General features: G+C 45.8%; 22 protein-coding genes. 1 reads left to right on the plus strand and 21 read right to left on the minus strand.

Annotated features, from left to right (window positions below; all coding sequences use genetic code 11):
- Positions 1-10 precede the first annotated feature (10 nt).
- Positions 11-1510 (plus strand): capsule assembly Wzi family protein, encoded by a 1500-nt coding sequence (locus tag J2Y43_RS31735; protein WP_309992318.1) that lies wholly within the window; start codon positions 11-13, stop codon positions 1508-1510.
- On the opposite strand, the gene rfbD is transcribed toward J2Y43_RS31735, so the two are convergent.
- The 21 genes from rfbD to J2Y43_RS31840 all read right to left on the minus strand — a co-directional run bounded on the left by rfbD (position 1507) and on the right by J2Y43_RS31840 (position 26408).
- A complete protein-coding gene (gene rfbD, locus J2Y43_RS31740; RefSeq protein WP_309992322.1) occupies positions 1507-2370 on the minus strand; it encodes a dTDP-4-dehydrorhamnose reductase in 864 nt (287 codons plus the stop codon). The two genes, J2Y43_RS31735 and rfbD, sit on opposite strands and share 4 nt — an antisense overlap.
- Positions 2371-2429: 59 nt before the next feature.
- A complete protein-coding gene (locus J2Y43_RS31745; RefSeq protein ID WP_309992326.1) occupies positions 2430-3410 on the minus strand; it encodes a T9SS type A sorting domain-containing protein in 981 nt (326 codons plus the stop codon).
- Positions 3411-3590: 180 nt separating this feature from the next.
- Entirely contained in the window at positions 3591-4961 is a 1371-nt protein-coding gene (locus J2Y43_RS31750) for a sugar transferase (RefSeq protein ID WP_309992330.1), read from the minus strand.
- 339 nt (positions 4962-5300) lie between these two features.
- Complete coding sequence (rfbA, locus tag J2Y43_RS31755) at positions 5301-6182, minus strand: glucose-1-phosphate thymidylyltransferase RfbA (RefSeq protein ID WP_309992331.1); 882 nt, start codon at positions 6180-6182, stop codon at positions 5301-5303.
- Positions 6183-6221: 39 nt separating this feature from the next.
- On the minus strand, positions 6222-7277 hold the full coding sequence (gene rfbB, locus J2Y43_RS31760; RefSeq protein WP_309992334.1) for a dTDP-glucose 4,6-dehydratase: 1056 nt from the start codon (positions 7275-7277) through the stop codon (positions 6222-6224).
- Positions 7278-7316: 39 nt separating this feature from the next.
- Positions 7317-7865 (minus strand): dTDP-4-dehydrorhamnose 3,5-epimerase, encoded by a 549-nt coding sequence (gene rfbC, locus J2Y43_RS31765; protein ID WP_309992337.1) that lies wholly within the window; start codon positions 7863-7865, stop codon positions 7317-7319.
- Positions 7837-8961 (minus strand): DUF1972 domain-containing protein, encoded by a 1125-nt coding sequence (locus J2Y43_RS31770; protein WP_309992340.1) that lies wholly within the window; start codon positions 8959-8961, stop codon positions 7837-7839. The genes rfbC and J2Y43_RS31770 overlap by 29 nt, the downstream gene beginning before the upstream one ends.
- A gap of 2 nt (positions 8962-8963) precedes the next feature.
- Entirely contained in the window at positions 8964-10079 is a 1116-nt protein-coding gene (locus tag J2Y43_RS31775; RefSeq protein WP_309992343.1) for a glycosyltransferase family 4 protein, read from the minus strand.
- A gap of 46 nt (positions 10080-10125) precedes the next feature.
- The gene (locus tag J2Y43_RS31780) at positions 10126-11196 is read right to left on the minus strand and encodes a glycoside hydrolase family 99-like domain-containing protein (protein ID WP_309992346.1); all 1071 of its coding nucleotides are present in this window, start codon (positions 11194-11196) and stop codon (positions 10126-10128) included.
- A 17-nt stretch (positions 11197-11213) separates the two neighbouring features.
- On the minus strand, positions 11214-11933 hold the full coding sequence (locus J2Y43_RS31785; RefSeq protein ID WP_309992348.1) for an SGNH/GDSL hydrolase family protein: 720 nt from the start codon (positions 11931-11933) through the stop codon (positions 11214-11216).
- Positions 11930-12529: an acyltransferase gene (locus tag J2Y43_RS31790; protein WP_309992351.1), complete on the minus strand. Its 600-nt coding sequence runs from the start codon at positions 12527-12529 to the stop codon at positions 11930-11932. Before J2Y43_RS31790 ends, J2Y43_RS31785 begins: the two co-directional genes overlap by 4 nt.
- Before the next feature lie 85 nt (positions 12530-12614).
- The gene (locus tag J2Y43_RS31795; RefSeq protein WP_309992355.1) at positions 12615-13814 is read right to left on the minus strand and encodes a glycosyltransferase; all 1200 of its coding nucleotides are present in this window, start codon (positions 13812-13814) and stop codon (positions 12615-12617) included.
- 13 nt (positions 13815-13827) lie between these two features.
- Positions 13828-15045: an O-antigen ligase family protein gene (locus J2Y43_RS31800; RefSeq protein WP_309992358.1), complete on the minus strand. Its 1218-nt coding sequence runs from the start codon at positions 15043-15045 to the stop codon at positions 13828-13830.
- Positions 15046-15261: 216 nt separating this feature from the next.
- A complete protein-coding gene (locus tag J2Y43_RS31805; RefSeq protein ID WP_309992361.1) occupies positions 15262-16491 on the minus strand; it encodes a polysaccharide pyruvyl transferase family protein in 1230 nt (409 codons plus the stop codon).
- 18 nt (positions 16492-16509) lie between these two features.
- Positions 16510-17913 carry an oligosaccharide flippase family protein gene (locus tag J2Y43_RS31810; protein ID WP_309992364.1) on the minus strand — a complete coding sequence of 468 codons (1404 nt, stop codon included), beginning with the start codon at positions 17911-17913 and terminating at the stop codon, positions 16510-16512.
- Between the two features lie 20 nt (positions 17914-17933).
- Entirely contained in the window at positions 17934-18932 is a 999-nt protein-coding gene (locus J2Y43_RS31815) for a nitroreductase family protein (RefSeq protein ID WP_309992367.1), read from the minus strand.
- A 270-nt stretch (positions 18933-19202) separates the two neighbouring features.
- Positions 19203-21587: a polysaccharide biosynthesis tyrosine autokinase gene (locus tag J2Y43_RS31820; protein WP_309992371.1), complete on the minus strand. Its 2385-nt coding sequence runs from the start codon at positions 21585-21587 to the stop codon at positions 19203-19205.
- 42 nt (positions 21588-21629) lie between these two features.
- Positions 21630-22448 (minus strand): polysaccharide biosynthesis/export family protein, encoded by an 819-nt coding sequence (locus J2Y43_RS31825; RefSeq protein WP_309992374.1) that lies wholly within the window; start codon positions 22446-22448, stop codon positions 21630-21632.
- Between the two features lie 223 nt (positions 22449-22671).
- Positions 22672-23421 carry a CpsB/CapC family capsule biosynthesis tyrosine phosphatase gene (locus tag J2Y43_RS31830; RefSeq protein ID WP_309992380.1) on the minus strand — a complete coding sequence of 250 codons (750 nt, stop codon included), beginning with the start codon at positions 23419-23421 and terminating at the stop codon, positions 22672-22674.
- A 9-nt stretch (positions 23422-23430) separates the two neighbouring features.
- Positions 23431-24897 (minus strand): capsule assembly Wzi family protein, encoded by a 1467-nt coding sequence (locus J2Y43_RS31835; protein WP_309992385.1) that lies wholly within the window; start codon positions 24895-24897, stop codon positions 23431-23433.
- A 98-nt stretch (positions 24898-24995) separates the two neighbouring features.
- A complete protein-coding gene (locus J2Y43_RS31840; RefSeq protein WP_309992389.1) occupies positions 24996-26408 on the minus strand; it encodes a capsule assembly Wzi family protein in 1413 nt (470 codons plus the stop codon).
- Between the last annotated feature and the right edge of the window lie 3 nt (positions 26409-26411).

A 26411-nucleotide genomic window follows, 5' to 3' on the forward strand; every position in this document is an offset into this window, starting at 1 on the left:
GTAATTACTAATGAAACCTCTCGAGAAATGCTCGTATGCTTTCCCCTATGCCCTATGTAAAATTCTAAAAACCGTTACCTGGTCCATTACAATTTCCTCCGTCGCGCCGGCTATTGCTCAGGACCTAGATACTACTGCCAGCCATACCCGCGGCTGGGCTGAGACGGTAGCTTATGGATCGACAATCTCCCGCACACCCTTCTGGTTTCATGCCAATCAATGGGGTACTGTCCCCACGACCGGCCAGGTAGCAAGCCTGCGCGGCGGAGTTGTCGGAAGGCAGCCGTTCTCCAAGCAGCCCCTGTCAAAACCGAAATGGACCTATGTTTATGGGCTGGAACTAGTGGGCAATGCAAGCAAGAACAGTAAGCTTTTGCTGCCGCAGATTTATGGCGGAGTTGCCTACAAAGGAGTTCAACTTACGGTCGGCAGAATGAAACAGTACGCCGGGTTTAATGACCATGAGTTAGGCACAGGCTCTTACATGTGGTCGGGAAATGCGCTTCCCATTCCAAAAATCCAGATTGGCTTTGAAAACTACACCGCGCTGCTTAAAAATCTTCTGTATTTCAAAGGCTTTTATTCGGACGGGTACTTCGAAAATAACCGGCCGGTAACCAGTCATTTGAAACTACACAACAAGGCGCTTTACGTGCGTCTGGGAAGACCGTATGGAAAAGTAAAATTGCACGGTGGATTCAACCACGCCGTACAATGGGGCGGGAAATCACCGTATTTCACAGAAAATGGCCAAATGCCTACGGGGATCAATAGCTACTGGTATGTCGTCTCAGGCTTCAAACCAAAGGGGAAATCCAACTTATCCAACTTTGACGAAACAAACAGGATCGGCAACCACGTAGCAAGCCTGGATGCTGGCCTGGAACTGGATTTGGAGCATGTTAACATCTTGGTTTACCGCCAGAACGTGGTTGAGGATGGTTCGCTGTTTTATTTGAACAATATCAAAGACGGGCTGAATGGGGTGGTTTTTAAATTCAAAAAAGATACTTCGGCTGATTTCTCGATCAGCAAACTTACATTTGAACTGCTCTATACCAAAAGCCAGGGAGGAAGTGTGGTAACAAGCCAAAGTGGTATTCGCGGGAAGGACGATTACTTTAACAATGCCCAGGTACGGGACGGATGGTCGTACTATGGCAGGGGGATTGGAACGCCCTTTATTACGGCCGCATCAGAAAACAACTGGCCCAGATATGCCGACTTTTTTACAAATAATAATCGTGTCTGGGTTGTTCACACCGGAGCGAAAGGCGTATGGACAGGTATCAATTGGACGACAAAGCTCTCTTTATCGAGTAACCAGGGTACTTATGATCAGCCGTTTTCATCAAGAGCGTATCAATTTTCTGGTCTGCTTGCCGTGGCAAAGCAGACCAGTTTATTAGGCGGTTCGACGTTGCAGGCCGCCTTGTCTGTCGATCAGGGCAAGCTGCTGAGCAACGCGGCCGGTTTGATGCTTTCCGTCAGAAAGGACTTAAATTTCTAGGACACCTCCGCTAGTAGTCTTTCTACGCAAGTGGAAAGGCTATCACGCCAGTAAGGAATCGTGATGTCGAAGGTCGCTTTGATTTTCGACTTGTCCATTACCGAATAGGCCGGGCGAACCGCACGTGTCACATATTCCGAGGTTTTAACCGGATTGAGCTTCACAGTAGTTTCGCTGAGATCGAAAACGGCTTTGGCGAAATCATACCATGAAGTAACGCCTTCGTTGCTGTAATGATAAATACCATAGGACGTGCTGCCGGATTCGGTAATGTCCAGGATCACATTCGCCAGATCGATCGCGTAGGTAGGAGAGCCCACCTGATCGATGATCACACCCAGCTGCTCGCGTTCGCGGCCAAGGCGCAACATGGTTTTGACGAAGTTGTTGCCGAATTCAGAATACAGCCAGCTTGTGCGGATCGTGAAATGCTCAGGCAAGATCTCGCTAATAGCTGCCTCGCCTTCCAGCTTGGTCAGTCCGTAGATATTTTCAGGCTCGGCCGGATCGGTTTCCGAGAGCAGTTTGGGAATATCACCTTTGAAAACAAAGTCTGTTGAAATGTGGATCAGCGTTGCCTGGTGTTTTTTACACACTTCGGCAATATACGCCGCGCCGTCGCGATTAACTTTCCGGCAGGTGTCCACATCGTCTTCGGCTTTGTCTACGGCTGTATAGGCAGCGCAGTTAATGACGAACTGCGGTTTTTCAGTTGTCAAGAGCTTGTCGAGCAATTCTTTGTTGAGGATGTTGGCGTTCTCTTCCGAAGGGAAGGAGATGTCAGTAATGTTACGTTCCGTTGAGTTTTTTTTAAGGCAGCTTCCCAACTGACCTGAGGCTCCTAATACGACTATTCTCATTGAGTATTTGTTGAAATGCGTTCTCTGCAAATTTAAAGAATGCCTCAGGGAAGGAGCTATTATTTGTTGATTATTATTTTGCGGGAAGTGGTTTTTCCTTCATCGTCCTGCACATTTACCAGGTAAATGCCAGCGGGCAGACTATTCACGTCGATCCCATGCTCGTAATTCCGGTTGACTGATATTATGCTCCGACCGCTCATGTCAACTACCGATACTTGCTTAATGCTTTTACTGTTGCGGACAAAGATCCTGTCACGCGCCGGGTTGGGGTATACCGCCGCATTCACATCGTCCAGCGAACTGTTTTCAGGTTTCAGTATTTCCGTTCCGTCTGCTGCGACCAGCGCGCTATCGGCGCCGGGTGCCATTTCGCGGGCCGAGGAAAGGTCGGCTCCGAACGTGTAAGCCAGGTAGGTGTTGGGAACGATCGCCGTGTTGGTTGTCATCGAACCCGAACTGGTGTTACTGGTGCTTCCAAACAGTGACACCGCGTCGACTGTGGACGGGATTTTTACCCATTTTGAGCCATTCCAGCCGATGATGTAAACCTTAGCCAGGTTTCCGCCAGGAGCCAGGGAGGCCATAGCGCTTTCAAGGTGCCATGATAGTGTAATTTTCGTGGCAGTTGCGCCGTTGATATCCCAATATTCCTGGCCGGAAACTTTGCCGATGTTGGCGTCCTTGCTTGTAGCGGAAAACGGCGCGCCTGTGGGTAGGGGCGGATAATTACCGCCCTTGTGGCTTGATGTAACAGCTACGGCTGGATTAGCCGAAAAATAGGCCCCGGTCGTGCCATCTGCGGTGGCCGCAAACGGGCGGTATACTGAATTGTCGCTAGTAGGAAAAATAAAGCGATTGCTGCCGGTAACTTTCACGTAGCCGTCGACCATATTGAATGTGACGTTGGCAGTACTGGGATAGGTAACTTTCCCGAATGCCTTGCGGTCGGTGAATATCCGCCGCCTCTGCGCGTGCAGGCTGTCCATTCCGGTCAGAAGCACGCATAGGAGTGCTAAAATACGTAAAACCCTTCTCATCGTTCCCTTTATAAATTCTAAATGTAAATAACACTTATTGTGATATAAAAATAGAAGTTATACTACATATAAAAAAGCGTGCCTCGGGAAAAATGATGGAAGGGAAAGTGCAGAAAATACAAAAGGCGCCATCGGCGCCTTTTGTAATGAATTAAAGTTGCGGATACTGTAAGATAATTACTACTGCCCCCGTCCAAGAACCATTACTTGTACGGTTCTGAAAATCAGTTGGACGTCGTCAAAAACACTATAAGATTTGAGGTATTGAAGATCATATTTGAGGCGCTCGACGTTCTTGGCGACCGTATCGGCATAGCCTACGTTGATCTGTCCGATCGAGGTAATGCCTGGCTTAACAGTCAAAAGGCGCTGGAAGTCATGCGGAGCTGCTTCCATGAGCATGTCCACATCATACTTGTACAACGGGCGCGGACCAACTACCGACATTTCTCCTTTCAGAACATTGATGAACTGCGGCAACTCGTCGAGGCGCGATTTGCGCAGAATACGGCCTATTGGTGTAATGCGCGGATCGTTATCACCTTGGGAATGTTGCAGCCCCATTTTATCAGCATCAACACGCATACTGCGGAACTTGTAGATATAGAATGGTTCCCCCCAACGTCCTGAACGTTGCTGTTTGAAGAACACAGGGCCTGGCGAGGTGATCTTGATCGCTGCCCACACCAGGAAGAAAACTGGCGCGCCGAGGATCATCACGATAATTGAGAATATCAGGTCGAAGGCGCGCTTTACGGTCTGTTCGTTCAGGCTTGAAAACGGCTTGGTGTTGATCTCGATGATTGGGTACATATCATGGTACTCAATTGTGGCCATGTTGGTCATGAAGCCACGGAAGTCGGGCACGAGGCGAATGTGCGTCCGTTGGCGTTCACCCATGCGAATCACTTCCTTCACCTGCTCGTCGTTCATTTCCGAAAGGCAGCAGTACAGATAATCCAGCTGCTTTTCTTTGACCATTGCTTCCAGTTTTTCGATTGGATTTGTTTCCGAAGAAGGATCGATTGCCCCGGAGAAGCGGTAACCAAGCTCTTTACGTTCGGCATAAAACTCGCGGATCAGTGTCGCAAGGTCGCCCTTACCTACGATCCCGTACCGATTGTAGTTGTAACCAGCCTGGCGGTAAATTTTCAGAAAAAGTACAGCTCCTGCTCTTGAAGCGGTTGACAGCGAGATGAACATGATGTAGGTCATCAAAAACTGGTAACGCGAATATTCTTCTCCCTGCTTGCTGAGGTAAAGGAATGCCATCATCACCGCACCATGTACGGTCACCGCTTTCAAAAAGCTCGCGATCTGTGTATTAAAATGATAGGATAGCCGGGTGAAGCGGTAAGTTTTAAAAACGTAGATCGTGAAAATCCACACCAGGTTTGCAACCAGCAATAGGTTTACGTACTGATTCTCGAAAAGCGTGGTGATCCCGTTATCAAAACGAAAGATGTAAGCAAAGAAGAACGATAGATTTAGGAGCGCGACGTCCGTCCAGAGGTGAGCCTTAGGCAGTAGCCCAGGATAGTGATTTTTCATAAGTTCTATAACGTTGAGTATAAATGCTTGTCTGTGTACCAACTCCTTTTGGTTGTTCTGGCTATCGGTATAAGAAATATCTAGATCTCTGCTCCGCGCCGCCAGCTCCTTGCAAGAGGCATTCAATGGTACGTAACAAGTTTACGCTTTTTCCTTTTTAATTCAAAATCGCTGATCTATACTAATACTGCAATCTGCGGAAAATCAGTAGATTATGTTTGAAAATTCATAGAACTAGGTGGAATAGTACTGTTAATATTCAATTTCCTTTTGGCCCGTTTCGGCGGAAGAAATGATGCCTAAATACAGTAATATTCCAGCCAATCGTTCCATCATGCCTTAAATGGCCAGCTCGGCACCGATTGGTAATAACCGAAGCAGGTATTTGCCGTAGCCGCTTTTTACCAGCGGTTGCGCAATTTCTGTTAGTTGCTCGGCCGAGATGAAGCCCATTCGATAGGCAACCTCCTCAATACAACCTATTTTGAGACCCTGGCGATCTTCTATGACCTGTACAAACTGGCCGGCGTGCATCAGTGATTCGAATGTTCCCGTATCGAGCCATGCCGTACCGCGGTCGAGTACACCGACCTTCAATTTTCTGGACTCCAGATAGACTTTATTGACATCGGTAATTTCATATTCGCCCCTTGGAGATGGCTTAATCGACTTCGCGATTTCAATCACGTCGTTATCGTAGAAATACAAGCCCGGCACCGCGTAGTTCGATTTAGGGACTTCCGGTTTTTCTTCTATGGATAGCGCTTTGAAAGATGGATCGAATTCCACCACGCCGTACCGTTCCGGATCGTGTACCTGATAGGCAAAAATCACGCCACCTTCGGGATCGTTGTTGGCCTGCAACAATTTCGATAACCCCGAGCCATAAAAGATATTATCTCCTAATATCAAGGCAACCTTGTCATTTCCGATGAATTCTTCACCGATAATGAATGCCTGGGCCAGTCCATCCGGACTTGGTTGCACAGCATAACTAAATTTACAGCCGATACGACTTCCGTCTCCCAAGAGCTTCTCAAAGTGAGGCAGGTCGTGAGGAGTGGAAATGATCAGGATTTCGCTTATTCCGGCCAGCATAAGGATGGAGAGCGGATAGTAGATCATCGGTTTGTCATAAACCGGCATAAGCTGTTTGCTCACCGCGAGTGTCAGAGGGTGCAGGCGCGTGCCGGAGCCGCCTGCAAGAATAATTCCTTTCATTTGTAATCGTTGAGTTTAAAGTTATCGCGCATTGATAAATCAACGGCCGTCGTACATTTCTTCGTAATAGTGGCTGTACGCGCCGGATGTGATGTTATCGAGCCATTCCTGGTTGGCCAGATACCAATTCACTGTTTTTTCCAATCCTTCCGCAAACTGTAGGGAAGGTACCCAGCCTAGCTCGGTTTTTAGCTTCGTTGCGTCGATTGCGTAGCGCAAATCATGGCCAGCGCGGTCAGTAACATAATGGATAAGCCGCGCGGATGTGCCTTCGGGACGATTGAGTTTCTCATCCATGATCTGGCAAAGCAGCTTCACAAGATCAATGTTTTTCCACTCGTTATGTCCGCCAATGTTATAGGTCTCACCATTTTTCCCTTTGTGGAAAATAACGTCGATAGCCCGGGCGTGGTCTTCCACGAACAGCCAGTCGCGAATGTTTTCGCCCTTGCCGTAAACGGGTAGCGGCTTATTGTTGAGGATGTTGTTGATCATCAATGGAATAAGCTTTTCGGGGAAGTGATTAGGACCGTAATTGTTGGAACAGTTGGAAATCACTACCGGCATTTTGTAGGTGTTATGGTATGCCCTGACAAGGTGATCGGAAGAGGCTTTCGACGCGCTGTATGGTGATCTCGGGTCATATTTGGTCGTTTCCAGGAAGAACTCGTTCGGATCGTGCAGTTCACCGTAGACTTCGTCGGTAGAGACATGATAAAACAAATGCTCCGCCAGGTTATCTTTCCAGCTTTTTTTTGCCGCATTTAGCAAATTAGCAGTCCCGATTACATTGGTCATTACGAAAGCCATCGGATCGGTAATCGACCGGTCTACATGCGACTCTGCTGCCAGGTGGATGACTCCGTAAAAATCATGCTCTGAGAAAAGCTCGTCCAGGAAAACAGCATCCACGATATCGCCTTTTACGAAGGTGTAATTGGCGCTATTCTCAATGTCACGCAGGTTTTCCAGATTGCCCGCGTAAGTCAGGGCATCGAGGTTGAAGATATGGTATTCGGGGTAGGTTGTTACGAAGCGGCGAACTACATGCGAGCCGATGAACCCGGCCCCGCCGGTGATGAGTATTTTTTTCATAATGAATTGCTTTAAACGGAAGTAAAATGAGGCCCGGGATTATGCTTTCAGAGACGTTGGGAAAATCTCTTCGAATCCGGGTAATATCTGATCCTTGGGAGAGACGTTAGGGTTAGATATTCCCCATGGGATGCTCAGGAATGGATCGTCCCATCGCAAGCCACCTTCGGAAGCTTTGTGGTACAAGCCAGTGCATTTGTATTGAAAAACACTATCCTCTAGTGCCGCAAAGCCGTGGGCGAATCCTTCCGGAATGTAGACCATTGTTCCATTTTCGGCATCTAATTCAAATAGCTCAAATTTTCCAAACGTGGGAGATTCAGGTCTTAAGTCGACAGCAACGTCCAGTACTTTACCTGTAATAACTCTCACTAACTTGCCCTGGGCGTGGGGGGCATGCTGAAAATGCAGGCCGCGAATGACGCCCTTTTTGGAGAAAGACTGATTGTCCTGGACGAATTCAGATGTGAGTCCCTGGGCTTTCCAGACTTCCGCATTGAAAGATTCGAAGAAATGCCCCCGCTCATCGCCAAATATAGTTGGTTGGATGATCAGGACATCAGGAAGGGATGTTTTGCTGAATTTCATGTTGCGTTGAGTATATGGTCTTGAAATGATTCTCGTACTGATCAATGATCTTGTTCCATTCGTAGATATGCTTGATCTTATGCAGATTGTTGTCCACCCACGATTGATATTCCTGTTTTCGTATACTATCGAGGCATTTTGTTACTTCTTCGGCGTTGGAAAAGTACAAAGCGTCCTTTTCAAGAATTGTCGAATTGAACTCATTACGGTTCGCACATATCAATGTTTGCGAAGCCATAGCTTCCAGCAGGGACGGGTTGGTGCCGCCGACCGAATGACCATGGAAGTAGAGATTAGAGAAATACCTCAAATTGTTAAGCACATTAATATCGTAAATGCCGCCGACGAACCGTATATGCCCAAAGGAAGCAAATTTGTTCTTCAAATACTCGCCATACTTTGTATTGTGCTTCCCGACAACGAGAAACGGGGATTTATTTGACGCGCGGGATACGCCTTCCAGAATTGTATCAACATTGTTTTCAGGCTCTAACCGCGCGATAAGCATGTTGTAGTCGTACTCCTTTACGTCATAGCTTGCGAGGCAATTGCTCTCCGCTTCTTCAAATGGAAAAGCACCATATGGTATATACGTAGACGGAATGTTATATTTCTTAGTCAAATAATCCTGAATGCCCAGCGAATCGGCAATCCAGTGGTCGCTATATACAGTGCCGAGATATTCAGCCCATTTAAGGAAATTTCGTACAGGTTTCGAATACTTGGTCCTTTTCCATTCCAGGCCATCCATATTGGTGGTTATGATTGATTTTTTCCTCGGTAGAAGCCAACCCCACACCGTGCTACTGGTGTACCCGAGTTGCAGAATGATGTCGTAGTTCTGACTTCGGGAGTGACGAATGCAATTGAGATCATATATGAACTGGCCAACGGTACCCCATTTGTCTTCCGGATCATTGCAATGCACCAGTTTCACTCCATTCCATTCGGGTTGCTGATAAGGGTGGGAGTGGGAGTTGTAGACGGTGATGTCGTGACCGCGTTCTACGAGGCCTTTTGCGAGGTATTCGGCAAATTGCTCGAATCCTCCGTAATGGTTAGGAATTCCCCTCGTCCCAATAATAGCTATTTTCATATTTAATAACGTTGAACTCTGAGTGTTTCTGACTGCTTGCCGGTTACGGACTCGTATGCCTCCAATGTCTGTTGTGCAGCGATTTCCCACGTGTACGTTTCAAGCACGAAATCGCTGATGTCATTTGCCGCAGGCGCAGTATACGCTGCTAGTATGGCTTCTTTAATGGATGCGACGTCGTCCGGTTCGCAGTAATGCGCGAAGCCGCCAAAGTATTCTTCGGTATCGCCTTTTTTTGTGACAACAATATTGCAACCCATCACCGCTGCTTCCAAAGAACTTAACCCCGTGGTTTCGAACCAACTTGGAAGCACGTGCACTTTCGCGGCCTTATAAATCCTCACGAGTTGATCGTGCGAGATGTGTTCGATGAAGCGAACGTTCTTGCTTTGCGAAGCCAGAGCCTTACATTCTTCATAGTAACCGATGTGGTTTGGCGACGGCTTGCCGATAATCGTCAGGGGAATGTCTGTACCGCCCAACGCCTTTATCAGGCTAAGCTGATTTTTTCTACCCTCGATTCGCCCAACGCACAGCACGTGACCACTAAATTCGGGGTTTGGGATCGCATTTAAATTAAATACCTCTGGATCAATGGCATTAACTACCCTTCGAAAGGGTGCATTTATCCCGATGTATTTTGTAAACCTGTTATACTCACTCGTCGAATTGGGCAGAAGCATGGCGGCCTTCGAGGCAATGCGTCTGACTGAAGCATTGTGGCCGGTGAGAAGGTACGTCCGCGATTTGATCTTGTCGCCGTTGATCATCCATCGGGCAACGGCTTTTATGTACTCGATAGCCCCTGCATCAACGAGCCTGAACAAAAGCCCGGCTAGCCCTTTGCGGTTGGCCCTTTCATATTCTGAGTAATCTACGAAAATTGTTGAAACAACAAAAGGAGTTTGCTCCTGAATGTGCGGTAGGATATCGTCCGGACGGATGATATTGAAGAAGTGCATCAAGTCGTAATCGGCATATGGTGGCACGCTATCCGCCAACGCGATATCGACGGCTATCCCAAGTTTCCGCAGGTACTTGGCCGTCAAATCGATCTGAACTGTATCACCGCCCGGAGAGGTATAGCAGTTCGATCTGACTATCATTAATACTTTCATAGTTATTCCGTTGAGTTGCGCAGGATCAGGCCTGTCATTTGTTATGTCAATTTCTTTTCTGAGCTTTCAATGCTTTTTTTACTCCGTCGAGCATGTTCGTCCCGTTTTTGGAGGGAGTCAGGTACGCGCCTTCTCCGTTTTCGTTCCATGCGTACACAAGCGCGATCTTTTCGGCTACAATTTTGTTAGGATGCTGGCGTAGCCACTTTATGCATTCACGTATAGATCGATTGACGGTGGCGGGACTATAACCGGCGTAGTACGGCGCCTTATCATACCTGTTTGATTTGTTGGACCAGGGTCTCGGGTCCCAGTTCAATGTACAGGTTGGTATGTATTTAAGGTTGGTCCTGCTAGAGATATTTTGCCAAACGCCCTTTTCAGCCTGGATGAGCTGTTCGATGGGAATCTTTCTTTCTTTCCCGAATGCGGCTGAATGGAAATTATATCCAGTAATTACGTCGATCCCGGATTGTTCGGCCATAGCTATAAGGCTGTCGTTGGAGTTTTGGGGAATACATGCAGCCAGAGTTACGCCTTTTAAGCCCTGACTTACCGCTTTTTGGCGGAGATTAATGAAAGCTTTGGAAAGACTATCGACTGAACCAAATTTTCGAAGGAGCGTTTCGACACTAAAAAATATCAAAATCGGCTTTCCGTTCACCAATAGGTAGGAGCCATCCTTGAAATTCGAAATCCATTCGGAAGTGACAAAATCCCAATCGTCAGGGCCAATTTCAAAACCCTTGTGATTGGCAACCAGCAGGCAGTGTTCGAGCCTATCCTTGTATTTGGAGTTCCTGTAATAGGATAATGCCCGATTGAGTGGTTCATGTTTGTATGTTTCTTTTCCGGAATAATACCAGCAAAAGCTAAAAAAAGAGAGACCTGCGTTCGCAGCGGCGACAATCTGATCGTCTACAATTTTCTGGCTACTAGTCATCCAGCCCCATTTGGGTTCGCGTTCGGGAAAAGAATCGACCAATAAGGGGGTGATGTGGTAAGGAAATGTACCTGTCCAACCATCAAAATAGTATGCTCCCAGCTTCACGTAAGTTTGCGCGTGAGCCAACTGCACAGAGAGAATGACCAAGAAAAAAAATATCCGGATGTTCATTTCGCTAAACTTTTTCGTCACTGCTTTTCCAACGCCGCAGGTTGCGCCATAAGTAAGAGTGGCTTTAGAATTCTTTGCGCTATTTCTTTCATTCCTCTGTCGGAAGGGTGTTTGGCTACGCCCGCGTCGGCAAACAGTCCAACGGCGGTATTATGAGCGGTTTTGGATAAATCCGACAGCTCGACATACTCCCATTGATACTCCTTAGCACTTTTTTTTAAGCAGCTATTTACAGCAGGTTTATCCCAAAAAGCAGAGGTTACAATCACACGTTGTTTGCCATGTGGAAATACTTTGGAAGTCAGTTTTTTGATGTCACGTTGAAGCGAATGTTCCTTCAATGCGTCTTCACTGATGTTATCGCCCAATCGCAAAATTAATATGTCTGGCTCGGCATTAGTTAATTTGTTTATTTTCAAAGAATCGTAGTTCCAGAAGCGCTGTTCAAAGGCTAAGGCGATGTTCGCGAATTGAACGTCTGCATCAATCTTTGACTGTTTCAAGCTATCGATAATCAAATGGACGTAGTCTTTGGACTCTTCGCTGGCCGCCATACCCCAGTGACCATTCCACCCTAGAAGGGGGGCTGGATTGTGTTGTGTAATGCTGTTACCCAAAATCAAAATTTTCAACGGAGTTTGAGTCGCCGTTCCAATTCCGGAAGATTGGCCATAAGTATGCGCCGAAGTGTGGAGCAAGCCCGTACAAATGAGAAAAATAACAACAACGATTTTCATACCCCTCGCCTCTTTAACAGTTTAGCTGGAATCCCGCCGTAGATTCCAAGAGACTCATAATTTCCAGCTGTGACAACGGAACCGGCTGCGATAATGCAGCCGTCGCCAATATTGGCGCCGTCCAGAATGGTTACTTTTGCGCCTATCCAACAATCGTTCCCAATAACTATGCCTTTGTGGTTAACGCCTTGTAAACGGATAGGTACGGTGGTGTCACCAGCATTGTGGTTTTCGGAGTGAATACTTACATAATTGCCGATAATGGTATCGCTGCCGATTTGAATACCACCAGCACACCCGTAGAAGCAATCGCGGCCCAAACCCACGTTGTTCCCGACTTTTATTCCTTTTCCAAGAAACTTCAAACTGCCGGAACATTCAATGACGGTACGCTTGCCCATTGACACACCATCGCCAAACCGAATTCCCTCTGTGGATACGGCGTCTATGTAACAGGAGTCATCGACAGATATCCCCCGACCGAAATGAATGAGTTTTTTACCCTTAATTTTTACTCCGTTTCCAACAAACAGGATTCCTTTATGATTAACAAATGAGAGAAAGCCCCGGATCAACATAATAATCCTCTCCGCCATGATTCGTACCAGGTACGATATGGGGATATTTGGGTCAATTTTGTAGCCGTTGCCACGAATCTTGCCTAGTAGAAGATTGATTATTTTATGCAACATTGTCAACCGACATTAGCTTTTCTGAAATGATATTAACCGATGAATAGCTGAACAGCTCCCTCAGTTTTTTCCGTTGTTCGACATTGGTCTGACTCTCAGGATTTTTAATCGCCTGTACGACGAATTTTGCAAATTGTACCGGATCGTCGCTTACGGAGAACGCCTGGTCAAAATCTTGGACCAAACCCTTAATACCTGCAGAGGTGGAAACAACAGGATGCGAAACGAACAACATATCGATCGATTTGATATTTACGCCACTACCGAACCGTACCGGGTTGATCAGTACTTTGGTGTTTTTAAGGTAATTGGCGGGTACTTCAGGATTGGCAATCAATGTTACTGCGGGATTCGAGTTGCAAAGCCTCATAATGTCCGCGTTAGGCTTGGATCCCATTACGAGGAAAGTCACATCGGGAAGTGATTTTGTCACCTCTGGGAGGACGGCAGTTATAAACCATTCTACGCCTTTGACATTGTTTGGCGTATGGAGGTTTCCAAGAAAACCAACGTCATAGAGTTTTGCCTCGCTATCCAATAGAACTTGCTTAATCTCGTCTCTTTCAGGAAATACCGGAGGTAGCCAAAACACGTTTTTAAAGCCCCTGTTCTTCCAGAATTGCATGTCATTGATGGAGATATCAAATGCTGCGTTAACCGACGAAATAAGACTTTCTTCGAACGAGCGTAAATGTAAGAGAGAGAATCTGATAGATAGTCTGTCTTTCCATCCCTTGGCTAGTTTGTATTGCCCGTACATATATTCGTGTTCGACGTTGTGTAGTCGTACGCCTACGGGAATACCCAGTTCACGGGCTATTTTCATGCCGGTTGCACCTGGATAAATATGGTCGATCAAAAGCGTATCAGCGTCAAACGAACGGATTTTTTCAAGCAACTGAGCATATTCTTCATTTTCAATGAGTCGGGAAGCGACATGGCTTGGATATTTCCACATAGCTTGGAGCCTTCTTAGCTTGCCACGGAGGGAATAAATCGCCATGTGTGTCACATATTTCTCTATCTCACTGATATGTTCAGCGAGTATTTCATCCGAAGCATCCTGCCATGTCACTAAAAATATTTCAACACCAAGTGAATGCAAGGCTTTAATCCTGTTCCATATATCGACTTTCGCGCCATGATTGGGCGGATACGGCAATTCATGGGCAACGAGAACAAGTTTCATGGTGAAATTTTGGCTATTGGGTTCTATACTTTATTGAGAAGTACATGATGAAAATGAAAAAAGGGAGCACACTTAATGAAAAGGGTGCCCACCCGGTCAAGCCATAAAGGAAATAAGCGGTGATGGCTCCAACTTGCGTAATGAGCAACTGCGGAACATTCGTGCTTGTGATACTTTTCTTGGCAAGCCGGATGTTGTTGCTGAGAAAAAAGAGCCAAACCACCAATCCAATCATACCCAGTTCCACCAATACAACCAAATGGATATTGTGGATTGGATTCTCTAGAAAGAAAGGGGTAAGTTCCAGGCTTTTCAGTATACCGAGGTGCTTCGAAAAGTAAATCAAATGCGCATTTAGCCCGACTCCAACCAGCGGAGATTCCTGAAATATTTGGACCGCCATAAGCCAGTGAAGCGTTCTATTGTCGATCTGTGCACCTACTTCATTTTCAAGAAAAAGGTCACTAACAGGTGAGAATACTATAATCCATAAAAAAACTGCAGTTAACGGTATAAATATTCTTACAATATTTTGAACCGAAAAAATGGCCTTGTTAGGATTCTTGGCGATGTAATAGATCAGGGCAATGGTTAAGGCATAAACTACATACGTTGTTCTGGAGTATGTCAGAATAATCGTCAGGAAATTAAGTGCCAATAAAATTAAGCTGCTCTTCTTTTTGTAATCCAATATCACATTACTGAGGAAGAATACCGAAGATATTGTTGAGTACAGGGCCAAGTTTCCAGGATGGCTAAAAAGTCCGATGGCTCCCTCCCTGGCAGCAGTTCCCATACGCGTCGCTCCGACGTCGCCACCGAAATGGAAGATTGTCGTTGTGAATTTTAAGCCAAGCACAGGGAAGCAAATGGCGAGCAGGAAATTTAACAGCCCCAGAACTACAAAGCCATCCTGTATGCCATTGATCAATTGTGTCCGGGTACAATTGGAAAAAATCAAAATGCAAAACGCCAGGTTTGATATGATAAACATCAGGGCGATAAGCGTTCCCTCCGGATTCTCATTGTAAGGATTAACTAAGGACATAAGCCCTAATGCGATCGTGCCCCAAATCCACTGATTGGTTCTATCAGGCCAATCCAATCGTAATTTGAATCCGAAAATGGGTAGGAAGAGCACAAAAAGCAATAACGATATAAAAATATACATCTGACTTCCCAGCGTACCCGAAAGAATAGTATGTGTAGGCTTCCCAATCGGGAGGTTCATTTGAAGCGGAATTACTGTTAAGAAAAAACTAATTAACAGCACAATCGGGTGCTTTTTCTTCCCCACGAAGAAAAGCCTGACCACGTATATTAAGCTCCAAATAATGAAAAATTGTAATTTAAACATCTTGCTGGCACATCAAATGCTAAGGCGTGTTATTTGGGGATAAAAAATAGTATTCATTCTCAATTCAAACTAAAAAGCAGGCTTTGAGGCCTACCAATTGTTAGATTGCGTATTGAATTGCACCTCTGGTAGTTTTTTGTCGATCTGGGCAATCAGCTTGTCTTGTTCGTCCAGGAATGATTTAATGGTCGAGGAGCTGTTTTTCATGTCTGTGTAATCAACAAGGCATATCGATGGGTCGATATCGAAGAGTTTTAACATTCCTTCAAATTTGTTTGCATAGCAAATTCCGTACATCGGTTTTCGAGCGACTATTCCGGAGATACCCAAGTGCATTCTGCCTGTAACTGTAAAATCAATACTATTTAGATAGCCTTTCAGCGAAACCCCGTTTTTGATTTCATCGGGTAAGTAGCAGCTTACATTTTTGCTTTTGAAGTGTTTGAAAAGTCTTTCACTTATTGTCTTGTCAGTATCATTTCCACAAAGCGGGCGTGTGTCATGATAAAGAAATATAAGTGAAAAATCCTGAACTGAGAGAAAGTTATCAATTAACAAGGTCAGGTCAGCAACATAGCGATCCAGCCCGATTTTTTTTGCCTGAATCGAATTGGGACAAATTCCGATTATCTTTTTGTTTTTTTGCTTCTCGGAGTCACACCAGGATTGATAAGCTTCGAACTCCTTACCCTCGTAGGTAACGGGTATGGTGGGACAAATGAATGCAATATCATTCGTCAAAACCAATCTCGATTCAGGAAGGAATGAGGCTAAGCGTTGAAAGGAATCAATATCTCTTGCTTTGATTTTGGTGGTTTGGGACGCGAGCATGAACTCTTCCTTCACCCGGGGGAGAATGTTCTTGCTAACACTAAATCCGGATACTTTTGCCGTAAGTCCTAGAATGTTTGCCAACCTTAGCATTCTTAGCCTTAACAACGAAGCGAAGAGCCCATAGGTACCATCCATAATATCTGCACCGATAACAAGAACTTCCGAGTGCTCTCTCATCAGGCCAAAAAGTTTCAGATAATTGAGGTCCCGAAACCCACCGGCATAGCTTACATTACCAAACTTGTCCAGATAGTCTGGTCTATGTATAACATTATATGTTAACACGGTTACCGGGCGATCATTGGAAAAGTTTTTAATAAAACTTGTGATCATTATATCCTCACCAAACCCGCCATCTAGGTCTCCTGCGGGAATTAGAAGAATGGCATTGTTATCCGTTCTTTTTTTGAACTTCGCCAGGAACTTTGTACCGGACCAAAGTAGATTATCGGGAAGGATTTTAAGGAAAGTTTTGACCTGTTGCATGTTAGCAATAACGTTGTTTTAGAGACTGCGGTTGAGTAATAATTTTGAATAGTATTGGCGGATAAGGCCCTGATTCAGAAAAAGAAAGAAAGCAATGCATATCAGTGCGTTTATCAGCAGGAGAAGGGTTTCCTCAAAAATGGTTCCGAGTGAAGTACATAATACGAGTACGTTGCAGGCAACGAATCGTTTTCCTGATATTCCGATTGTGAAGTATTTTTTCGTTTGTTGCAGCCGTATGACAAATAAAGCGACGTAGCCGAGCATTATCGCAAGGCTTGCACCCGGAAGCCCTAGATTTGGAATAAGTAAAAAGCTGGATGCAACCGTTACTCCTGCGCCGAATATTGTTGTCGTAAGCGCCCCGATCGTGTCCTTTGAGCTCAGGTATGCTGTCCCCAGGAAGCTTGACAATGCCTGGTAGCCAATCGCCATGTACAGGATTGGAAGAAACTTCCATGTTTCGAAATAGGCGTCAGCAACGAGGAATTTCAGTGCCGGCTTGGTAACCGATATAATGACGGCGAGCGATGCAAAAAGCAATACAAAGTACTTGTTGAATACCTCAGTATAATATTCATCCCGTTGTGGGTGTAGGTATGTCTTGATCGCTTTCTCCTGCCATGCCATGTAAAATATGTTTGTCAGCATTAGCAAAATGGAAGGTAGTTTCATGGCAACGGCAAATGTCCCGTTTTCCGAGACTCCCAGATAAAGCAGGATAATGTATCGGTTCGCCATTGAAATAACCCACCACCCAAGTGAATTGGGGATCAGGGGGACCGAGAACGAAAGCATATTTCTCAAATACTGCATGTCAAACCACTTGAGTTTCCAGTATCCTCGAAGGTTTACACGGGTAGCGAGGTATATCGTCGCGATGAGTACCGCGGATATATTGGAAAGTAGCAGGCCGTTGATCTTAAATTCAAAGAAATAAAGGCTTAAGGATGCAAGGAGTGTGAAGGCAATGGAGTTAATTACCCCACTCACCACATAAGCCTGGTTGTTTCCCAGTCCTCTCGCTATGTACTGCAAAATAGGGTAAACCATATTTGCAATTGTCAACGCGATTGTCAGCTCGAGATACTTGATCTCTGTGAACAAGCTCACTATGAAAGTGATTGCGGCAGTCATGAAGGACACGCCAAACAAGAATGATAAAGACGTCGCCACCACCTTTGATCGATTGGTGATGTCCGGATTATCTATCAGCCACCTTAATATAGCGTCATATATTTGGAGATTGAACACCGGAGCCAACAGTGTTATTGCCGAAATGATAAGGTCAAAAGTTCCGATTTCCTCCTTCGATAGGAAGAAAGTGTAGAGAAAAAATAGACCAAATGTGATTACCTTAGATGCCAGATTACCAGCAGTATACAACAAGGTTAGTTTCGATAGGCTCGCTTCCTTAGACATATATTTCGCCGGAACAGGTTTTAGATAACAGTAACGATTTCGCTGAGATCTTTCCTTTGCGACTTCGCGACCTTGAACTCATCCTTGAGATTGCCGACAGCGATGTACATGATAGGGACACTGTCTCCGTCGAGATTCATGCGGCGGTTAAATTCGTCGGCACCTTGCGCGGTAACGCTCATGTTGAGACAGCATGTGCCAAGGCCTTTCGCATGCAGGGCAAGCAGCAGCGTCATCGCAAACATTCCCGCGTCTATATAAACCTGGTAGCGCTCATAGTCATAGAACGAGGATATTTTACCTGTGATCACAATAAGCGCATTGATATGCTCACGGAAGCCCGCATTTCCGTTCTGGATTTCAAGCATGTTTAATTTTGCAGCCTTATTGCGTGCTTCGATTACGGTAACCCGCCAAGCCTGACGGTTACAGGCAGATGGAGTGAACCTCGCGGTGTCTATTGCATCCAGAATTGTCTTTGTGTCAACCGGTTCATCGGTAAAATCGCGAACACTGTATCGCGACTTAACAAATTTCTCAAAATCGAAATCAAGGTGCAACGAGTCTTTCCTAATCGTTTTGGTGCCTCCGAAGTTGGAATAATCACCTGAAAAGCCATTCAGTTTCTTCTGAATGCGTTCTTTGAGTATATTGAAATCCGGTGAACTGTACTGACTGTTGAATGACAGATATTCATGCAGGGACGCTATCGTCGTTTTTACGGAATCATCTGTTCCGTATTTTTCCTGGTAAACATCCAGTGCATCGAGTAAAAAGGTAATCCTGAGCACACCAAAACCCGGGCGAGGGGTTCTGAGGGCAAGACCCTTTTCGATTGCATGGTATTCTTTAATAATATAGGACTCCAGACGCTCTTTCCCCTTTTTTGAAATGGAGGCGGAGTACTTTGAGAATTTTTTATAGTCAGCGTAAAAATCCTTTAATAGGTTCACGCGGGACCTAGTCTGACGAAAAGCAGTCTTTACCGATTGAGGAACATATCGTTTTATCGAAGTCATGTCGAATGAGTCATTTTGGACCGCCTGGACGGTTTAGTTGTCACTAAGAGTCATGGGGATGTGGCGAAGCACTAATATTGTCGCGACATTACTTGGAAGCGACCATTAGAGCCCAATGGGAGCTATTTAAGTGGCAAGCTCCCATTGGCTTTCGTAGGGATCAAAAATACCTCGCACGGCATTTCAGGAATACAGGCCGGTTCATTTCTTTATAACGTTGAGTTTTTTAATTAAAGCAACAGGGGGCGTGCGCGATTCGCGTGCGTTCGCTTACGAATTGCCAATCATGCCCTTGAATTTCGATCCAAGAGATTTCGCGGACGACTCGGTTTCTTCCGAATAGTATCCATATCCGTAACCTCCGTAACCATATCCATAACCATATCCGGCACCGTATTTTACGCCGTTGAAGATTACCGAAAGGTTGGAGAAACGGCGAGCGCGTTGAAGTTCACCAATACGTTTCAGGTGATCCATGATTGTGTAATTGAAACGGACAATGTAGAGTGTAGCGTCGACATGGTCCGCAATCAGAGCCGAGTCCGTCACCAGGCCGTACGGCGGCGAGTCAATCAGGATATAATCGTAATGCTGTTTTAAATCATCTATCAGCAAAGGCAGTCTGCCGTTTGCGAGAAGCTCCGACGGGTTCGGTGGAATCGGACCGCTGGTTAATACATCAAATTTGGGATGAACACCCGTCGATTGGATGTAGTCAAAATAGTTTCCTTGTCCGATAAGGCAGTTAGAAGCACCATACTTATTAGGTAGGCCCAATCGTTCGTGCAGTGTCGGCTTCCGCAAATCAAGCCCTATCAGAAGAACGCGTTTATCAGAAAAAGCTAAGCTGGCAGCCAAGTTGATGCTGATAAAGCTTTTACCTTCTCCACCTATGGAGGATGTGAACATGATTACACGACAAGTTCCATCCCCAAGATATTGCAAGTTGGTACGAAGGGCTCGGAATTGCTCAGCTACGGCGCTACGGCTTGTCATTTTGATGATCGCGTCAGTAGCTGGTACGCCCTTCTCTGTTTTCATCTGACCGATTTCTCCAAGGATTGAGGCATGGGTTGCTCTCTCAATTTCTTCCCGGCGCTGGACAGTGTTGTTAAACAGGAACAGAATGTTGATCAGCAATATCGGGATAGCAAATCCCATAAAGCCAGCTCCAAGCCAAATCAGGGCCTTTTTAGGCTTTACCGGGTAGAATGTCGAAATTGGTGCATCAATCAGACGGCTATCTGTAACCGTTGAGGCATATGCCAATGCCGTTTCCTCACGTTTTTGAAGCAGATACAGATACAACTCTTCCTTGATGGACTGCTGGCGTTTTATACCTACAAACTCACGTTCCTTTTTTGGAATGCTACGCAGGCCAGCAGAGAATCTCGTATTAATACCTTCCAGATTTTTCTTCGTTACCGCCATACCCCTTTTCAGGTTCTGTACGTTTTCGCGAATCGATTGTCTGGTTCCAGCTAGTTGCGTATTAATGGTTTGCAGCAAGGGGTTGTTGGGCGATGTAGTGCGCGCATAACGCTCGCGTTGCAGTTCGAGGTCGTTGAATTTCGTAAGAAGCGAAACAAGCACGGGGTCATCGATCATATATGTTGCTGGTGCAACCGCACCTTCACCCGCGTTCTGAATATAGTTGTCGACGCTTTCAAGGATACTGATCTTGGTATTTACCTCGTTCAGCTTCGCATCGTTTTCTTTGATGTTTTCAAGGAATAGTTGCGATTCTGCGCTGATATCTGTAATTCCCTGATTGGTTTTATAGGATTCTACGTCCTTCTCCACGTCACCAAGTTCTCCTGTGATGAGGCCGAGACGGTTTTCAATAAATTTGAGTGTATTGCTGGCCTCGCTGTTCTTATCTGCCAAGGAAGATTGTACATACACGTCCAAAAGTTTGTTCAAGACATCTTTTGAGCGCTGCACATTGGAATCCTGGTAAGTAAGTTCCAGTACTGTACTTTTGATATTAGGTTGCTCTACGGCGAGGCGTTTCAACATCGCTTCGGCCAATTCCTTAACCTCCATAAAATGTACCTTAACGGTGCTGAATTCAGAGGCAGTTCCTTTCGTGACCACGAATGCGCCCCAGGCATTGTTGAAGCGCTGGTTGAACGTAAAAACCTTGTCTTCATCATTAAACCTGAAATGCGTGCTGTCGACCACGTGAAGAATCATAGGCTCCTTGAACCCAAGTGGTGTAATAACCTCCGGTTTGATGATGATAGGGGAGCTTTTGTACAGGTTGATGGTCCGCAATCCATCTTTCGCGGTGTAGGCGACGTCAAGGGTAAGCTCCTTGATTACTTGCTCCATCAATGTTTGGGACTGAATGATCTCCTGCTCATTTTCAACCAGCTTGTTGCCGCCAAACTGGGAGCTGAGCTCTGTAAGAATGTCTCCCTGCGCCCCACCAAGACCTTTTTTCTCATCTTTGATCAGGATGGTTGTCTTGGTACTGTAGATCGGCGGGGTGATCTGCAAATAGAAGAATGCGCCAATTAGACAAAGAAATACAAATACCGGAAAGAGGTACCAGTATCTATAATATCGCTGTATGTACTCTGTTAGGCTAAATTGTTGATCCTCATTTGCGTGGGGGTCAAGCAGTTCTCCATTCAATTTTCCGTCCTTCATATCTTGTTGAGTAAAATGAGAATTTTAGAGTAGGTGTACCATTTACTTGGTAAAATTCAAAATAAGGATACCGAGTGTGCTTATCCCTCCAACTATGGTAGCAATAAGGGGTACAGTCCTGATACGGCTGTCAGTATCCAGCATACGTGCTTTCACGGGCTCTACGTACACTACGTCGTTCTTGTGAAGGTAATAGTATGGTGATTCGAAAATCTCTCTTGAAGTAAGGTCTATCCTGGTGTATTCTCGTTTGCCGTTTTCTTCACGGATCAGCATAACATTGCTCCTGTTTCCATAGATGGTGAGGTCACCCGCCAAGCTGAGTACTTCCGGTAGCGTGATTTTTTCGTCGGGAATGACATACACCGCAGGAAGCTTCACCTCTCCAAGCACGGATACTTTAAAGTTGAGGTTGCGCACGATTACGGAAGGCTCTTTCAGGTAACTCTGAAGGCGGGTGCGAATAGTGTCTGCCGCCTCGGATGTACGGAGGCCGCCAACCTTCAATCTTCCGATAAGCGGGATCTCGATGTGCCCGTCGGTGTCCACCAGATAGCCCAGCGGTTGAACCCTCGCGCCTCCAACCGAGGAATAGTTGGTGCTGGCAGTTGTAAAAGTGTTTGGGGTGTTAAAAACCTCATTTGCCTCTGAGTTCAAGCTTCCTACAATTACCGACAGGATGTCTCCGGATTGAATTTTAGGAACATACATGCCCTTTACGTCCTGTATGGAGGTTTTAATGCTGTCTCCTTGGAAATATACAATCGATTTTGGAGATACGCAGGAGGTTATTCCTCCGAATATCGCGAGGCATGAGAAAACCAGAATAATTGACAACTTTTTCAATTGTATGGTGCGCATGGTCATTAATAGCGTTGAGAAAAATTTTATTGTTGGTTTATGGTACTGTTTTTCAGTTGATTTTCATTTGGGAGACAAGTGCAAATCAACCGGCAGATATCTTTGTTGTTATCAGAAATTACTTTGTTTTTGCATTGTTTGAGCAAATCATAATAAGATAATTCTTGATATTGTACTACTTGTGGTGTCGAGCAAATTTAGTACAAATATAAAAAAAATTCAATTATTGCCATTGCTTTTCTATAAGATTTTCATTTTGGAAGGGATAAGTAGCTAACCAGCCGTTTTTGTTGCTTTTTAAAATCATATTTAGGTGTGCCATTTTGTGCGCATCGGTTCCAAGAAATGTCACCAGATTGTTTTCCAGCAGCCAGTTTGCCATTTTGCCGACGTTAGGTCCGTAATACCCGCCAAGGGACAAAATATTTACCTGCAGTTCACACCCCTGTGCAACGAGTTTGGAAAATATGCTCGGCTCGGAATGGAAGTAGACGTATCGCTCAGGATGAGCCAAAACCGGCTGGTATCCTTTTTCGATGATATCAAAAAGCGTTTCCGACGTATTCATTAGAGGGGTCGAATACGGAAGTTCCACTAACAGACGGTTGCCTGGCAATGTCAGGAGCTCCTGTCCTGTCGACAGCATTTCGACGAAATGTTCGTCGATGAAATACTCTGCAGCCGCTTGCACAGTAACATCTATATTTTCCGCTCTGCAAGCTTGCTGTACCACAGCCAGTCCTTGCCGAATGATTTGTGGTGTGTTTTTATAACAATCCCATATGACGTGGGGAGTGGTTATGATGTGAGAATAGCCCAGCGACTCCATTTTTCGAATCATTTCGATCGATTCCCCCAACGTCTCCACTCCATCATCGATGCCCGGAATTAAATGAGAGTGTATATCGATTCCTATTCTGTTTAAACTGACGGATTCGACGGCTTTACTCTTTCCGAATAACCAATTTAGCATATTACCTGATCAAAATGTTTTGGCGAGTCTTAACTGGAAGCCTACCGAGTTGTATAATAATTTACCAGCATCCAGTGCAGCAACTCCCCCCAATGTCAAACCTTTACTCAATTCACGACTAATGTCAACCATTCCCGAGAACTGGTTGGTAATAGGGAATATTCCATAAATAGGATCTGTATGAAGCTTGCCGGTGGTGTGTCCAATTGGACTTGTTCCGAAGGTGCCGTAATTTCTGGAATAACTTAACCTTGAAAGAACTTTGAAGGCACCTGCTGAGCCTGCAATCCCCACGTGAAATGCGATAACTCTATTGTTGACAAAATAATCCTTGGGATACGTAGGTAGTCCTCTGCGGATATTTTGCCTACTCGAGATGAAAGGCATTCCCAGGCCGACGTTCCTATATGACCATCCCGTCGTGTATAAATAGTTATTATAGTAGTCCTCGTCCCCCGAAGGGGTGATCTTAGACCATGCTTCACCTCCTTGATTCTTAGTATACAAAAATTCAAATAGCAGCTTCTCCCACTTTATTTTCTTTGTGCTCGTCTTCTTGTTGGTAAGGCTTATTCCGTGTAGACCGTCGCTGATATTCGACAAATGTGCTAGTCCACCTACTTCGTAAAAAGTCTGCCTGTAAGCCAGGAGCCTTACATTCTTGAAATCATATTCAAACCCGACGTCAATGGAGCCTATATGGTTTCCAACTTTGCTGGAATTCCATACCTTTCCAAAGATCACGTGTTCATAAGTTTCCCAGGAGCTAAGCTGAAACCGATTTTTGTTGAATCCCTTTTCCGACCAAACATACTTCTCGTCCCCAAAAAACACCTGATGATTGAATCCTCCGTACAATTTCAGCCTGGCTGTGGGCTTGCCCAGTCGTACGTAAAGTGACTTCTGGTGAAATTGCGTGGTGGTCATGTTCGTGTCTCCGTATTGCACGGGTGTTTTACCGACCCAGCCGTGAGCAAAGTTGCCCTTAAATGCCACAAAACGTCCCAAAAATGGGATCGGGTAATATTCGGGTATCGAAATCTGAATCTTCGGGATGCCCAGCGCATTGCCGGATATCGCATAGTTTCCTGACGTTAATAGCGTGTCGGACAGTCCCATTACTTCCTTAATACGGCCGCCTTGCAGCTGAAATATGCCGACGCGCAGCTTACCGTAGCCTTCGATGAGTGTCAGGTTGGAGCCTTTTCCGGCGTTCCCACGGACTTGTAGCGATGCTCCCCAGTCGACGAGTTTGGTTTTGGAGGTGTCGTAGTCCACCCGGGCACTGCCGATCAGACTTGCCGAAGGTCCTGATAGCGGGACACTTCCGAATTGATTGGAGCGCATCCAGAAAGGAACCTGATCATTGGAAGTAAAGCCGGCCTGACCTTCCAGACCAAAGCGAACGTATGGAAATTGAGCCTGGGCGTTAAGGAGGGGTGTAAAGCACAAAAGTGCCAGAAGTATTCTTTTCATGTTTTACGTTGAGTACAAGCAAAGTTACTGACTCCGATCAATTATCCAATCATTGAGAGAATGCAGTTTGAATTATTCCTTGAACAATTCGTTCGGCGTCAAAATGATTTTACCAGTTTTGTGATTACTCCCAAAGAGGATGGTAACACATCGCCGGCGTCAAGAGCCGCCGCCAATCCTAAACTAAAATCGTGCCTGAACACTTTGCGGGCTTCCAGGTAACCGGAAAATTGCGATCGTTTACCGAAGGCCTTCGCGGTTGAAAATGTGCCGTAATTCATTGAGTATGTTAGTTTAAGAAGGGTAGTCCATGATTTGGAATTCGCCGACGCGGCCCCATGAAATGCCACCAGCCGGTTATTGATGAAATATTCCCGCTCATTTCTGGGCAGATCGCTCTTTCCATCCAAAGTGGTGGTGATCAGGGGAGTTCCGAGTACGTTACCGTAGTAAGACCAGCCTTTGCCGTATATATAATTATTATAATAATCCTCGTAACCCAGCAGCCCCAGCCGCTTTACGGCATCTGCTGCTTGATTTTTGGTGTAAACCGTTTCAAATGTCACCTTTCTCAGCCGAAACCGCTCATCAACAGGTGCTTTGGTGTTGAAGCTGATCCCGTTTAGCCCGTCGGCGGCATTAGCGAGGTGTTTGAGGCCGTCTTTGTCGTAAAAGCTCTGACGGTAGAGCATAATGGTCAATGAGGGTGTGTCATAAGTTATGCCGAGATCTACGGAGCCCAGGTGGTTTCCGACCTGAGAATATTCAAAACGCTTGCTGAGCACGACATAGCTGTACTCTTGCCAAGGGGAAAGGGTAAACTCGTTTTTTGAGAATATGGACCTGTTGTTTCCCCACTGCACGTTGTCGTTTAGCCCCGCAAAAACTTTCAGCTTTGACGACGGGGTACCGAAACGCAGGTAAAATGATTTTTGATGCAGGTATGTTTTGGCTTCGTCTACCTGGCGGTAGGGAAACTGGATTGCCAGGGTGCCCATCCAACCATGTGCGTAGCTTCCCTTGACGGCGATAAACTTTTTAAGTATTGGGATAGCATAAAATTCCGGAACAGAGACCTCTATTTTGGGCACTCCCAAGGCATTGCCTGAGACTGAAAAGCTACCGGAAGTGAGCAGGGTGTCGGTAAGCCCGATGGTTTCGCGAAAACGTCCACCGCGGATCTGAAAGGCGCCAAGCCGGACTTTTCCGTAGCCCTGAATGAGTAGTGCTTTCACGCTACTGCCCGCATTCAGTCGCCCCTCCAATCCTGCGCCCCAGTCGAAAAACTTGTCCCGTGAAGGTGCAAACGATTTTTCCGACCTGACGATGAAGCTGGCCGAACCGCCCTCCAAGGGAATACTTCCGTATTGATTGCTCCGCATCCAGAACGGTACCACATCGCCTGTCGTAACCGATCCCTGCGCTTCAAGGTTCAATTTAAACAGTGATCCTTGCGCAAGGGCAAAATGGGAGAATAATACAAAAAGAAATGGCAATAGGCTTATTTTCATGCA

Origin of the sequence: Dyadobacter sp. BE31 (assembly GCF_031457695.1) — a bacterium.
Lineage (GTDB): Bacteria > Bacteroidota > Bacteroidia > Cytophagales > Spirosomataceae > Dyadobacter.

Bases quoted from the DNA above. Each gene is read 5' to 3' on its own strand.
- J2Y43_RS31735 (WP_309992318.1), top strand. From the start codon at position 11: ATGAAACCTCTCGAGAAATGCTCGTATGCTTTCCCCTATGCCCTATGT.
- rfbD (WP_309992322.1), bottom strand. From the start codon at position 2,370: ATGAGAATAGTCGTATTAGGAGCCTCAGGTCAGTTGGGAAGCTGCCTT.
- J2Y43_RS31745 (WP_309992326.1), bottom strand. From the start codon at position 3,410: ATGAGAAGGGTTTTACGTATTTTAGCACTCCTATGCGTGCTTCTGACC.
- J2Y43_RS31750 (WP_309992330.1), bottom strand. From the start codon at position 4,961: ATGAAAAATCACTATCCTGGGCTACTGCCTAAGGCTCACCTCTGGACG.
- rfbA (WP_309992331.1), bottom strand. From the start codon at position 6,182: ATGAAAGGAATTATTCTTGCAGGCGGCTCCGGCACGCGCCTGCACCCT.
- rfbB (WP_309992334.1), bottom strand. From the start codon at position 7,277: ATGAAAAAAATACTCATCACCGGCGGGGCCGGGTTCATCGGCTCGCAT.
- rfbC (WP_309992337.1), bottom strand. From the start codon at position 7,865: ATGAAATTCAGCAAAACATCCCTTCCTGATGTCCTGATCATCCAACCA.
- J2Y43_RS31770 (WP_309992340.1), bottom strand. From the start codon at position 8,961: ATGAAAATAGCTATTATTGGGACGAGGGGAATTCCTAACCATTACGGA.
- J2Y43_RS31775 (WP_309992343.1), bottom strand. From the start codon at position 10,079: ATGAAAGTATTAATGATAGTCAGATCGAACTGCTATACCTCTCCGGGC.
- J2Y43_RS31780 (WP_309992346.1), bottom strand. From the start codon at position 11,196: ATGAACATCCGGATATTTTTTTTCTTGGTCATTCTCTCTGTGCAGTTG.
- J2Y43_RS31785 (WP_309992348.1), bottom strand. From the start codon at position 11,933: ATGAAAATCGTTGTTGTTATTTTTCTCATTTGTACGGGCTTGCTCCAC.
- J2Y43_RS31790 (WP_309992351.1), bottom strand. From the start codon at position 12,529: ATGGCGGAGAGGATTATTATGTTGATCCGGGGCTTTCTCTCATTTGTT.
- J2Y43_RS31795 (WP_309992355.1), bottom strand. From the start codon at position 13,814: ATGAAACTTGTTCTCGTTGCCCATGAATTGCCGTATCCGCCCAATCAT.
- J2Y43_RS31800 (WP_309992358.1), bottom strand. From the start codon at position 15,045: ATGAACCTCCCGATTGGGAAGCCTACACATACTATTCTTTCGGGTACG.
- J2Y43_RS31805 (WP_309992361.1), bottom strand. From the start codon at position 16,491: ATGCAACAGGTCAAAACTTTCCTTAAAATCCTTCCCGATAATCTACTT.
- J2Y43_RS31810 (WP_309992364.1), bottom strand. From the start codon at position 17,913: ATGTCTAAGGAAGCGAGCCTATCGAAACTAACCTTGTTGTATACTGCT.
- J2Y43_RS31815 (WP_309992367.1), bottom strand. From the start codon at position 18,932: ATGACTTCGATAAAACGATATGTTCCTCAATCGGTAAAGACTGCTTTT.
- J2Y43_RS31820 (WP_309992371.1), bottom strand. From the start codon at position 21,587: ATGAAGGACGGAAAATTGAATGGAGAACTGCTTGACCCCCACGCAAAT.
- J2Y43_RS31825 (WP_309992374.1), bottom strand. From the start codon at position 22,448: ATGCGCACCATACAATTGAAAAAGTTGTCAATTATTCTGGTTTTCTCA.
- J2Y43_RS31830 (WP_309992380.1), bottom strand. From the start codon at position 23,421: ATGCTAAATTGGTTATTCGGAAAGAGTAAAGCCGTCGAATCCGTCAGT.
- J2Y43_RS31835 (WP_309992385.1), bottom strand. From the start codon at position 24,897: ATGAAAAGAATACTTCTGGCACTTTTGTGCTTTACACCCCTCCTTAAC.
- J2Y43_RS31840 (WP_309992389.1), bottom strand. From the start codon at position 26,408: ATGAAAATAAGCCTATTGCCATTTCTTTTTGTATTATTCTCCCATTTT.